At 71.1% G+C, this 12,359-nt stretch carries 5 protein-coding genes; all 5 read right to left on the bottom strand.

Annotated elements, in window-relative coordinates:
- Positions 1-12: 12 nt before the first annotated feature.
- Positions 13-864 (bottom strand): SDR family oxidoreductase, encoded by an 852-nt coding sequence (locus ACZ68L_RS42880; RefSeq protein WP_469589301.1) that lies wholly within the window; start codon positions 862-864, stop codon positions 13-15.
- Positions 861-1,574: a thioesterase II family protein gene (locus ACZ68L_RS42885; RefSeq protein ID WP_469589304.1), complete on the bottom strand. Its 714-nt coding sequence runs from the start codon at positions 1,572-1,574 to the stop codon at positions 861-863. The genes ACZ68L_RS42880 and ACZ68L_RS42885 overlap by 4 nt, the downstream gene beginning before the upstream one ends.
- Before the next feature lies 1 nt (position 1,575).
- Positions 1,576-6,597 (bottom strand): amino acid adenylation domain-containing protein, encoded by a 5,022-nt coding sequence (locus ACZ68L_RS42890; protein WP_469589307.1) that lies wholly within the window; start codon positions 6,595-6,597, stop codon positions 1,576-1,578.
- 161 nt (positions 6,598-6,758) lie between these two features.
- On the bottom strand, positions 6,759-10,514 hold the full coding sequence (locus ACZ68L_RS42895) for an amino acid adenylation domain-containing protein (protein WP_469589309.1): 3,756 nt from the start codon (positions 10,512-10,514) through the stop codon (positions 6,759-6,761).
- Positions 10,453-11,736 (bottom strand): MFS transporter, encoded by a 1,284-nt coding sequence (locus ACZ68L_RS42900; protein WP_469589312.1) that lies wholly within the window; start codon positions 11,734-11,736, stop codon positions 10,453-10,455. Before ACZ68L_RS42900 ends, ACZ68L_RS42895 begins: the two co-directional genes overlap by 62 nt.
- Positions 11,737-12,359: the final 623 nt, after the last annotated feature.

The raw sequence follows: 12,359 nt of genomic DNA on the forward strand, positions 1-12,359 counted from the left end.
CTTCCTCCCTCGTCACCGGCTGGTGAATCCGCCGTCGACCGTCACGGTCGTACCGGTCACCTGGCGTGCGTCGTCCGAGCCGAGCCATACGGCCGCCCCCGCGACGTCCTCCGGCTCGATCAGCCGGTTCATGGGCTGGGCCGCCACGAAGGTCTCCTCGTGTTCCTCGACCGGCACCTCCAGGGACCGGGCGATCTCGGTCAGCATGGTTCCCTCGGCCGCGTCGTCGTCGCGGACCGAGCCGGGGCACAGGGCGTTGACCCGCACCCCGAACGGCGCGAGGTCCAGGGCGGCCGCCTTGGTCAGCCCGACGAGGGCGTGCTTCGCCGTGACATAGCCCGCGAAATGGCGGTATCCGACCAGTCCGGCCGTGGAGGCGACGTTGATGACGCTGCCCGAGCGGCGGCCGGTCATGGCGGCGCCCACGGACCGGATCATGCGCCAGGCACCCGAGACGTCGATGTCGAGCATCAGGTCCCATTCGTCGGGCGCGATGTCGTGCACCGTCTTGCCCGAAGGGGCGGCGATCCCGGCGTTGTTGAGCAGCACATCGATCCGGCCGAACCGGTCCAGGGCGCTGTCGGTCACCCTCCGCACGGCGTCCAGGTCGCGGACGTCCGCCTCCGCGGTGATGACCGTGATCCCCTGCCCCTGCTCCCGGCACAGCCGAGCCGTGTGGGCCAACTGGCTGGGGGTGCCCAGCGGGTAGGGCACCCCGTCCAGGTCGTGGCCGATGTCGGTGAGGAGCAGGTCGGCCCCGGCTCGGGCGTAGGCCAGCGCGCACGCCCGGCCGATGCCGCGGGCTGCGCCCGTGACGATCGCCGCCTTGCCCGCGAGGGGGCCGGCGGAGAGCACCGGGGTCATCGGCCCTCCCCCGGCGTCGCGAGTTCGGCGTCCAGGAGCCGGACCAGGTCGGCGGGTGAGTCCACCAGGTACATGTGTCCGCCAAGCAGTTCGACCTGCCGGCAGCCGGCCGTGGTGGAGGTTTCCCATTCGGCGGCCTCCTCGCGGGAGACCAGTTCGTCGCTCGCGCCCCGTACGGAGACCACCGGTACCGTCAGCGGCTTGTCCGAGGGCGCCCGGTAGTTCTCGTGCATCTCGACGTCGGCCCGCAACGGCGGCAGCAGCATCTCCCGGAGATCCGGGTGTTCGAGCGCGGGGTGGGAGTAGCCGGCGAAGTCGCGGACCTGGCGCAGGAACTCCTCGTCGCTCAGGCCGGTGGCGCGGGTCTCCCGCTGCGTCCACGGGCCGGGGGAACCGCTGACGAACAGCTTGACCACCTCGGGCCGGCCGAGCGCGCTGATGCGGTGCGCCATCTCGTAGGCGAGGACGGCGCCGAGGCTGTGCCCGAAGAGGGCCACGGCCGGGCTGCCGGCCACCTGGTCCAGCACAGACGGCAGCAGGTCGTCCACCGCCGCGACGACGTCAGTGTACGGCTCCTCGCCGAATCGCTCCTCCCGGCCCGGCAGTTGGACGGGCGTGATGAGGATGGTGTCACTGCCGTACTCCTGGCAGCGGCGGAACGCGGAGGCACCGGCACCCGCGAAGGGGAAGCACAGCACGGGAATCTGCATGTCAGTTCTCCTGTTCGGCGGCGGACGCCCAGGCCCGTCGGATGAGTTCTCCCGTCCCGGCGGGGTTCCCGCGAACGAAGTAGTGGCCGCCCGATGCCAGCCGGTGGAAGTCGACGTGGTCGGCGACGCGCTCCCAGCAGCGGAACTCCTCGGCCGCGTGGGTCAGTCCCTTGTCGTCGTCGGCGACGACGACGGTGACCGGGGTCTCGATCCGCCAGTCGGGCCCGTTGTCGGTCAGGCCGATGAAGTAGCGGTAGCCCCCGCACACGTCGTGCCGGAAAAGATCTCCGGTGAAGGACGCGTACCGCGGATCGAGGCCGTCCAGTTCGCTGTAGCCGGTCTCCTCGACCATGTAGCGGATGATCTCGTCGTCGGTCCAGCTCTCGATCATCTCGACGGACTCGCGCATCTCGGCGGCGGGCGGCAGCAGTTTGGAGCCGATGAAGACGTGCCGCAGGTCGAAGCCGCGCTCCTCCAGCAGCCGGGCCAGCTCGACGGTCACCGCCGCGCCACCGCAGTGGCCCCACAGGATCAGGGGCAGGTCGGCCCTCCGGTCGATCTCCGCCACCGTCCGCTCCACCGTGTCGATGACATCGGTGAACTCTCCGGGACGGCTGGGGTTGTGCCCGGGCGGTTCGAGGCCGTAGACGACCAGTTCGCCGGTCAGCTCGCCGATGGCGTCGGCGAGGGGTTTGAAGTTGACGGGGTGACCGCAGGGGTACGGCACGCAGATCACCGCCGCGCGGGCTCCTTCGGCGGTGGCCGACAGCAGGTGCAGCAGTTCCTCCTCGTCGTCCTGTTCGCGGGTGTCCACGAACGCGGCCAGCTCGGCCAGCCGTGACACGCGGGTCATGTGGGAGAGGGTGACCAGGCCGTCCAGTTCCAGGACCACGCGCAGGGCGGAGAGCGAGTTGCCGCCCAGGGCGAAGAAGTCGGCGTCGGCCCCGATCTCCTCGTCCGGCACGCCGAGGACGGACGCCCAGGCCGTACGGATGCGGGCGAGGGTCGCCGCGGAGGCCGGGCCGACGGCCGAAGCCGTCGCGCCGACCTCGGTACGGGGTCCGGCGACGGTGTGGCCCAGCAGTGCCGCGTCCTCCTCGGCGAGCAACTGCCGTGCCTCGTGCGGCGCGTCCGGCTCGCTCGTCATCCACTGCAGGACGCGGACGAAGTAGCCGCCGATCCGGTCGATCTGCTCCTCGTCGTAGAGGTGGGTGTGGTAGTGCAGGCAGAGTTCGACCTCGTCGGAGAAGAAGTTGCGGGAGAACTCCGTACGGAAGGGGAACTCGGTCTCCGAGTCAACGCGCATGCCCAGCAGGGAGAACTCGGGCAGCTGCCTGAGGTTCTTCAGCAGGTAGAAGTGCGTGAAGTTGAAGGTGGTCTCGAACAGCGTGCGCTGGGTGGCGAGGTCCTGCTTCATCTTCGCCATGGGGTAGCGGCGATGGGGCAGCAGGTCCAGCTCGGCACTGTAGACCCGGCGCACGAGGTCCGCCCAGCTGCCGCCCGCCAGGGCCACCTGGAAGGGGACGGTGTTCAGATGCAGGCCGAGCGTGGTCTCCGCGCCGGGCAGCTCGGGCCGGCCGCTGTGCTCGTACCCGGTCATCACCGCGTCCTGGCCCGAGACCAGTCCGAGGACCTTCATATGGGCGGCGAGCAGGACGTCCTTGAAGGGCACCGACAGGGCGTCGGCGGTGGCTTCTATGCGCTGGGCGAGGCCTTCGGGCAGCGGCACGTCACGCAGGACGACGGTGAAGTCGTCGGTGTGCCCGGCACCGGGCCTGGGGGGCACGGAGGCGGGCCGCGGGTCCTCCATCACCTGGCGCCAGAAGTCCCGCGACTGTGCGGAACGCAGCGCCTCCTGCTCCAGGCCGACGAAGTTGCGCAGATGGTTGTCGACCGGCGGGCGGGAGCTCTCGCGGCCCTCACGGATCAGGTGGTACAGCTCGAACAGCTGGGTGTGCAGCAGCGAGATGGACCAGCCGTCCAGCGCCGAGTTGTGCTGGCTGACCGTGTACCGGTACTGCTCCTCGCCGAGCACCTGCACATGCAGGGTGACCAGGCCGCCCTCCTCCCACACGAACGAGCGGGACTTCTCGCGGGCCAGCCACCGCTCGTGCCAGGCCTCCTGCCCGTCCGCGTCGAGGTGGCGCAGGTCGTCGACGGTCAGCGGCGGCGGCACCTCGCGGTGCACGATCTGGAGGAACTTGCTGTAGCCGGTGAGGTGATAGGTGGTGCGCAGGATCGGGTGCCGGCCGGTCAGTCGCCGTACGGCCTCGGTGAACGCGTCGGCGTCGAACGCACCGGTGATCGAGTAGCTCAGCACGTCGTGGTACTGGCCGAGACCGCCGGTGATCTCGGTCTGGAAGATCAGGCCCGCCTGGAGCATCGACAGCGGGTAGGCGTCCTCCGCGTCCTCGGGCAGCAGGGCCCGGTCCGCCTCGGAGATCAGCTCGAACGGCTGGAAGGCGCCACGGGCCGCCACGTCCGCCACCACGGTCGCGGACGGGTCGCCGCCGTCGATGGACTCCACGAGCTGTGCGATGGTCTGGTGCCGGAAGAGCTGCTGGAAGGTGAAGTCCAGACCCTTTGCACGGGACTTGGCGAGCACGGACACGAAGTGGATCGAGTTGCCGCCCAACGCGAAGAAGTTGTCGCGCACACCGACCCGCGGGACACCGAGGACCTCCCGCCAGATGCCGGCGAGGGTCTCCTCGCGCTCGTTACGCGGCGCCACATGGGCGCTCGCCTTCCTGCGCAGCGCTTCGGGGCTGCGCAGGAACGCCCGGTCCAGTTTGCCGTTGGGCGTGAGCGGAAGCTCGTCCAGCACGAGGACGCGGCCCGGAACCATGTACTCCGGCAACTCCTGGCGGATGTGCTCCTTCAGCGCCGCCTCGCTCGCCTCGCCGTCCAGGACGACAAAGCCGCGCAGCGAGGTCTGCCATCCGTCGTCCACGGCGACGACGGCGGCGTCCCGCACCCGGTCGTGGGCACACAGCCGCTCCTCGATCTCGCCCGGCTCCACCCGGAAACCGCGCACCTTCACCTGGAGGTCGATCCGGCCCAGATAGTCGATCGTGCCGTCGGGCAGCCGGCGGGCCCGGTCCCCGGTGCGGTACAGCCGCTCCTCGCCGGTCGCGGCCCGTACCGCCTCGCCGGTGACGAACTTCTCCGCGGTCAGTTCGGGCCGCCCGAGGTAGCCGCGTGCCACGCCGACGCCCGCCACATGGAGTTCGCCGGGGATGCCCACGGCGGTCTGCTGTCCCTCGGCGTCCAGCACATACAGCCGGATGTTGTCGATGGGCCGACCGATCGGCAGCCGGGCCAGGTCGCCGAGCCCGGCCACCGGCTGGTGGGTCACGTCCACCGTCGCCTCGGTGGGGCCGTAGAGGTTGACCAGCCGGGCGCCGGGGACGAGTTCGGCGAACTTCTCGCTCTGGGCCGGGTTCAGCGCCTCGCCGCTGGTGAAGACCTGCCGCAGGGTGCCGAGTCCGGTGCCGTCGCCGAACCGGGCGAGGTGTCCCAGGAACATGGTGAGCATCGAGGGCACGAAGTGCACGGTGGTGACCCGGTGCCGGTCGATCACGGCCAGCAGCTCCGCCGGGTCCTTCTCGGCGCCGGGGGCGGGCAGGGCGAGGGCGGCTCCGGTGAAGGACCACCAGAACAGCTCCCAGACGGAGACGTCGAAGGAGACGGAGGTCTTCTGCAGCAGGACGTCGCCGGGGCCCACGGGGTAGGCGCGCTGCATCCAGTGCAGCCGGTTGACGACACTGCGGTGTTCCACCTGGACACCCTTGGGGCGCCCCGTCGACCCGGAGGTGTAGATGACGTAGGCGAGGTCACCGGCGCCGGCCGGCGGTTCGACGGGGCCGGTGCCGCCCGCGTACGCCGCCTCGTCGTCCAGGTCGATCCTCGGGGTGTCGCCGGCGGCGTCGGCGAAGCGGGCCTGGTGCAGGACGAGGCGGGCGGAGCTGTCGGTGAGCAGGTAGTCGATGCGGGAGCGCGGGTAGGCGGGGTCGACCGGCAGATAGGCGGCACCCGCCTTCAGGACGGCGAGGATGCCCGTGATCAGCTCCGGCGAGCGCTCCGCGATCAGGGCGACGACGGCGTCCGGGCCGATCCCGCGCTCGCGCAGGGTGTGTGCCAACCGGTCCGAGCGGGCGTCGAGTTCGGCGAAGGTGACGGTCGTGTCGTCGGTCAGGAGGGCCGGCGCTTCGGGGGTGCGGGCCGCCTGGGCGGCGAACAGGCCGTGCAGGGTGGCGTCCTGGTCGAAGGGCTGCCGGGTGTCATTGCTCGCCTCGACGACGGCGTCGTCCTCGGCGGTACGCAGCTCGATCCGGTTCACCGGCAGGTCGGGCTCGGCCGTGGCACCCTCCAGCAGCAGCGCGTACTGGGCGCCGACGCACCGCATGGACGCCTCGGCGAAGCGGTGGCGGTCGTAATGGAGGCTCACCACCAGTTCGCCGTCCTCGCGTGCGGCAACGAACCGGGTGCCACCGGGGGCGGCGTAACCGGGGTCGTGGAACCCCGCCAGCTCCAGCGCGGTCTCGAAGACGTCGGCACGCCCCAGTTCGGCGGCGAGGGCGGCCACCGCGAAGTCCTGGTGCCGCTCGGCCTCGTGTACGGCGGCGAAGACCTGGGTCAGCAGCTCGCGCAGGGTCCCGTCGGGCGTCACGCGCACCAGCAGCGGACCGCCCGCGAACTCGGGCGCGGCTCCCCGCGTCGGCTGGGCGACCGCCACCTCGTCCTGGCCGGTGTGGCGGCACAGCAGGGCGGCCAGCGCGCTGGTGAGGACGACATGGAGCATCTCGGGCTTGCCGCGGCTGATTCGGTCGAGCCGTTCGGTGAGGGCCGTACCGAGGCGGAGGGCGTGAGTGCCGGTCCGCGCCTCGGTCCCGGTACGGCCGGCCCGCGGCCGGAAGTCGGCGAGGAAGCCGGAGGGCTCCGTGAGCGAGGCCAGCTGGGATCGCCAGTGGTCGGCCTGCGCGTGCGGTGCGGCGAGTGCTGGCTCGTGGTCGAGCGATTTCATGCAATGTCTCCTGCGCCGAAGCGGTGTGTGATCAGGCGTGAACATGGAGTGATCGACGGATCGCGAAGGGCCGCCCGTGGCACGGTGGGGGTGACGGCGTCAGAGGGCCGGGCGCGCGCCCGGCGGGTCAGAGGTCGAAGTCGGGGCAGGCGCCCGGAGAGTCAGAAGTCGAAGTCGAAGTCGAAGTCGAAGTCGGGGCCGGCGTCCACAACCACCGGTGCGGGGGACGCGGGACGGCCGCGACACAGCGCGCCGAGTGCGGCCGATGGCTCGGCGGTGATCGCGTCGAGCAGGGCCGTGAAGTCCTCGCGCCAGCTCTCCACCGTGTCCCGGCAGAACAGTCCGGACGCATAGCCCCAGGCCACCCGCAGGGTGCCCGTGTCCTCGTGGATCTGCATGTTGAGGTCGAAGACGGCCTGCCCGGTCTGTTCCAGCCGCAGCGGCACCCGGACGCCCTGGAAGTCCATCGACAGATAGCGGCCGCTGTGCAGGGCGATGAGCGCGTCGAACAGCGGGGTACGGCTGTAGTCGCGTACGGGCGCCGCCAGGGCGACCACGTCGGCGAAGGGGAAGTCCTGGTGGGCGAAGGCATCCTCGGCGGTGCGGGCGGTACGCCGCAGATAGGTGTCGTAGGGCAGGGCGGGGTCCGCGTCACCGCGCAGGCAGACCGTCTGCGCGAACATGCCGACCGTCCGGTGCAGTCCGGGGGCCGTGCGGCCCGAGACGGGTGTGCCCACCGTGACATCGGCCGTGCCCTTGAGCCGGCCGAGCAGGATGCCGTACGCCGAGGCCAGCACCGCGAACAGGGTGACCTCCCGCTGTCTGGCCAGCTCCCTGAGGCGCGCCGTGCGCTCCGGGCCGAGGTCGAACACGACGGCGTCGCCCGCGAGCGTCCGCAGTGGGGGCCGGGGCAGGTCCGTGGGCAGATCGCTCCGGTCAGGCGGAGCGGCGAACAGCCGCCGCCAGTAGGGTTCCTGGGACTCCCGCAGGCCGCCTCCCGCGGGTCCGGCCAGCCAGACGGCGTAGTCGCGGTACTGGAGCGCGGGCGGCGCCGGTTCGTCGCCCGCGTACAGGGCCGCGAGGTCCTCCAGCAGCGGGGTCAGCGAGAAGCCGTCGACGACGATGTGGTGCAGGTCCAGGCGCAGGGTCACGGCGGTCCGGGTGCGGTGCACGTCCGCCCGCCACAGGGGCGCCCGACCCAGGTCAAAGGGCCGCACGAACCCGGCGAGTGGTCCTGGTTCCCCGTCGTACACCCGGACCTCCGGCTCGATGCCGGCGTCGATGTACTGCGTGACCTGACCGTCCTCCGCCACGGCGAACCGGGTGCGGAGCGCGTCATGGCGGCGGCCCAGTCGGCGCAGGGCGTCGGCCAGCCGCAACGGGTCGGTGCCGGCGGGGAGTTCGAGGGTGAGCGGCACGTTGTAGTGCACCGCCCGCTCGTCCTTGAGCTGCTCGAAGTAGAGCTGGCGCTGTTGCGGAGTGACGGGGTAGGCCGCCCGCTCGGCCGCGGGCTCGATCGCCGGTGCGGTGGCGGCGGCGCTCTCCCGCAGCAGCGCGGCGAGCCGGGCGAGCGTACCGGACCGCAGTACGGCGCTGACCGGGCACTCGCGTCCGAGCCGCTCGCGGGCGCCGGCGGCGATCAGGGTGGCGGTGAGGGAGTCGGCGCCGAGGTCGCGCAGATCGCGGGCGACCCCGATGCCGGCGATGCCCAGGGCCCGTTCGGCGAGGTCCACCAGGGCCCGCTCGATGTCGTCCGCAGGCGGGACGAAGGCGGTGTCCGGCGGCAGGTAGCCGCCGTCCGGGTCGGGCAGACTCGCACGGTCGACCTTGCCGGTGTGGTTCAGCGGCAGCGCGTCGAGCGGGACGAGGTACGCGGGGATCATGTGCGGCGCGAGCGCCCGGTCCAGATGAGCCCGCAGGTCCTCCTGCGCGGGCGGCCGCGGCCCGGCGTAGTAGCCGCAGAGGTACTTGTCCCCCCGGCCCGGACGGGAGCGGGCGATCACGATCGCCTCCGCCACGTCGGGGTGGCCGAGCATGGCCTTCTCCACCTCGGCCGGTTCGATACGGAACCCGCGTATCTTCACCTGATGGTCGCGTCGGCCGAGGAACTCGACGACCCCGTCCGGGCGCCAGCGAGCCAGGTCACCGCTGCGGTACAGCCGTCCGCCGTCCGGGGAGAGCACGTCCTCGACGAAGCGCTCGGCGGTCAGCTCGGGCCGGCCCAGATAGCCGCGCGCGACACCGTCTCCGCCCAGGCACAACTCTCCGGGCACCCCGACGGGGCACAACTGCCCCCGGTCATCGAGGACATACGCGGTCGAGTGCGCGATCGGACGCCCGATCGGTATCCGCCCGAGGTCGTCGGGGCCTATCCGGTGCGTGAGCGAGAACGTGGTGTTCTCCGTCGGGCCGTAGCCGTTGACCAGGGTGACGCCGGGGCAGGCCGCCATGACCTTCTCGATGTGCACGGACGACAGGGCGTCACCGCCGACGAGGAGTTCGCGCAGCCCGCGGAACGCGGTGGGGTCCTGTTCCACGAGCTGGTTGAACAGCGGCGAGGTCAGCCACAGGGTGGTGACGTCGTGTGCGCTCAGCTCGCGCGCGAGGGCGCGGGCGTCGAGGATGACGTCGGAGTCCGCCAGGTGCACGCTGCCGCCGTTCAGCAGCGGGGCCCACAGCTCGAAGGTGCTGGCGTCGAAGGCGATGGAGCCGGTGGGCAGGACCCTGAGGTTCGGTCCGAAACGGACGTAGTCCGTGCCCTTGACGAGCCGCACCACATTGCGGTGGGTGACCTCGACGCCCTTGGGCTGCCCCGTGGTTCCGGAGGTGTAGCAGATGTACGCGAGGTCGGCCGCCGATCCCTGGTCCGTGCCGGGGGCCGGGGCCTCGGGGACGAGGCGCGGGGCCTCGGGGCCGGGGGCCGAGGGGTCGAGCACCGCACCGTCGAAGGCGAAGTCCACGGGCATGCCGGGCGACGCGACCAGGACCCGCACCGACGAGTCGGCGAGCAGCCACTCGGTGCGCCGGGCCGGGTGGCCGCTCTCCAGCGGCAGGTAGGCACAGCCCGCCTTGAGGATGCCCAGCACGCCGACGACGAGGTCCGCGGTGCGCCCGGTGCGCAGGCCCACCCGCTCCCCGTGGCGTGCCCCGACCGCCCGGATGGCGCGGGCCAGCCGGTCGGAGGCCGCGTCGAGGTCGCCGTAGGTCAGCCGCCCGGCGCGATCGGTGACGGCCGTCGCCTGCGGCGTGCGCCGGGCCTGTTCGCCGAACAGGGCTGGGATGGTGGCGGTGTCCGGGTACGGCCTGGCCGTGTTGTTGAACACACCGAGGATGAGCGCCCGTTCCTCGTCGCCGAGCAGGTCGGCCTCGTGCACCGGTGCCTGCGGGCACCGGCCGAGGAAGCCGGAGACGCGCAGGAGATGGCCGCCGAGACGCCGCGCGGTCGGCTCGTCGAAGACCGAGGTCCGGTACCCCAGGAGCAGATCGGCTCCGTCGCGGGTCAGACCCAGTTCCTCGGTCCCTTCCGGCACCGGATGGTCCGCGTAGCGTACGGCGGTCCCCGTGGGCCGTCCGCGCGGCACGGCGTGGGCGGTCCGGGCCATCAGGGCGGCGACCGGTTCGTCCGGGTCGATGGCGAGGGTCAGGGACCCGGAGCCGCTCTCGCTCAGGTCGGCGTCGATCAGCAGCCGTCGCTGGCCGGTGTAGCGGTGCAGGAGTACGGCGAAGGCCGCCAGGTCGTGCGGTGTGGCCGCGTTCGGCAGGCGCAGCGAGACGAAGGGTGCTTCGGCGGCGTCACGGGTGCGCGGGTGGTCGGTGACGAGGAGGACGGCGTCGCCCGATGTGTCGGGCCGGGGTTCAGGAACCGGCGGGGACGGGGTCGGCGTCCGGGTCGGTGTCCCGCTGCTCAAGCTGGTCATGGTCTGCTGTCACCCCCAGCCGGAAGGGGTGGTTGCGGAACAGGACCAGGGTGAGGGCGCCGGGCAGGACGGCGAGCGAGGCGACGACGAGGATGAGGGCGCTGTAGTGGTCGCCGCTCAGCAGGACGCCGCCGAGGGCGGAACCGGCGGGCAGCGCACCGGCCATGACGGTACGCATCAGTGTCATCGCCCGGCCGCGCATGACGTTGGGTACGCGGGTCATACGGACCACACCGCCGAGGACCGTCATGGGTGCGGACAGGATGCCGTTGAGCACCAGGCCGATCAGGATGAACGGAAGCGCCTTGGGGACCAGGAGGAACAGCACGGCCCCGGACAGGAGTTGCAGGACGCCGATGCGGAGCATCTGCTTCTCGGAGGTCTTCGCGGCCCCGGAGACGAGGGAGCCGATCAGCTCGCCGACCGCCATCACGGCCAGCATCAGGCCGAGCACGCCGGGGCCGCCGTGGAACTCGTCCTTGGCCAGCCAGGGCAGCGCGACCACCAGGGCGCCCGCCGAGACGTTGAAGGCACCGAAGGAGAGGGTGAGCACCAGCAGGAAGCGGTCGCGGGTGACCAGCCTGAAGACCGGTCCCCAGCCGGGTTTGTCGGCGGGGGCGTCGCCGGTCGGCTCGGGACGGGCGAGGGGCGCCTTGATCATGCTGATCAGCAGGGCGAAGGCGAAGTACGTGGCGGCATCGAGGAACAGGACGTTCTGCGCGCCGATCGCTGTGATCAGCACCGCGCCGAGAGCGGGTCCGACAACGTTGGCGGCACCCATCGCGGTGGCCTCCAGTCCGGAGGCGGCCTGGAGCTTGTCCTCGGGGACCAGTTCGGGCAGCACCGCCGGGGTGCCGGCCAGCGGGATGATCTTCAGCAGGCCGTAGACCAGCGCGACCGCGTACAGGTGCCAGACCTGCAGCGCGCCGGCCAGCTCCAGCAGCGGGACGAGCGCGACGACGAAACCGCGGAAGACCGAGTCGGAGATGAAAAGCATGCGCCGGGAGAACCGGTCGAGCAGTGGTCCGACGAACGCGCCTCCCACGATCACGGGGAGGGTGAGACATACGCCCAGCACGCCCAGACCGGCCGCGCCGGACTTTTCGAGCGTGATCCAGGCGAGCGCGGCATAGGTGGCGCCGTCCCCCAGGAGATTTAGCACCAGGGCCGACCAGAGCAATCTGTAGTCCCTGAGGCGCAAAATGGCTAGATATGCTTTCACGAAACCGCACCGTTCTGTTGGCCTGTAGGCAGAGAAGTGCACGGGCAGGCGTGTTGTACACGCCGATTACCCGTATGGCCGTGCAAGAAGAAGAAGCGCCGATGGATCACTACGCTGACATGACAAGCGGGCAGGCCGAATTCAGACACTCAATCCGACGCCGACAATAAGCTCGGCTGCTGATACGCAGGCACGCAGGGCCCACGTCCGAATCCTCCGACAGAAATACCTGAGGCAGCCCCCCGACCTGCTCTCACCGCCTTATGCGGAAACCCCCTTGTTTTCCGCCACATGTTCTAACAGTCCCGTGAAGTTCGAGTCAAGGATCAATTTTGGCGCGTTCTTGACCTTGCCCTTCCCTCGCATGACACTCAAATTCCCCTGATCGCACCGGGACGACACGGCCGGCACGACCGACAAAGGATGCCTTGTCCGGCATATGGCGAGCGGGACGGGCGCCCCGCGCGTCCACCGCCGAGGGTCGGCCATCGCCACGTCCAACCGCACAAGGGCGGCACCTGGCCGAACGGCATTGTCACGTTGGCTGACCGGCGTGGGATGATCTTGGAGTTGGTCGTGCTGGGGAGGGGTTCGCTCGTGTCGTCCGCGCCGCCGTCGTACAA

This window comes from Streptomyces sp. NPDC104309 (assembly GCF_055584025.1).

Excerpts from the sequence above, each read along its gene's own strand:
- ACZ68L_RS42880 (WP_469589301.1), bottom strand. The coding sequence starts at position 864 with ATGACCCCGGTGCTCTCCGCCGGCCCCCTCGCGGGCAAGGCGGCGATC.
- ACZ68L_RS42885 (WP_469589304.1), bottom strand. The coding sequence starts at position 1,574 with ATGCAGATTCCCGTGCTGTGCTTCCCCTTCGCGGGTGCCGGTGCCTCC.
- ACZ68L_RS42895 (WP_469589309.1), bottom strand. The coding sequence starts at position 10,514 with ATGACCAGCTTGAGCAGCGGGACACCGACCCGGACGCCGACCCCGTCC.
- ACZ68L_RS42890 (WP_469589307.1), bottom strand. The coding sequence starts at position 6,597 with ATGAAATCGCTCGACCACGAGCCAGCACTCGCCGCACCGCACGCGCAG.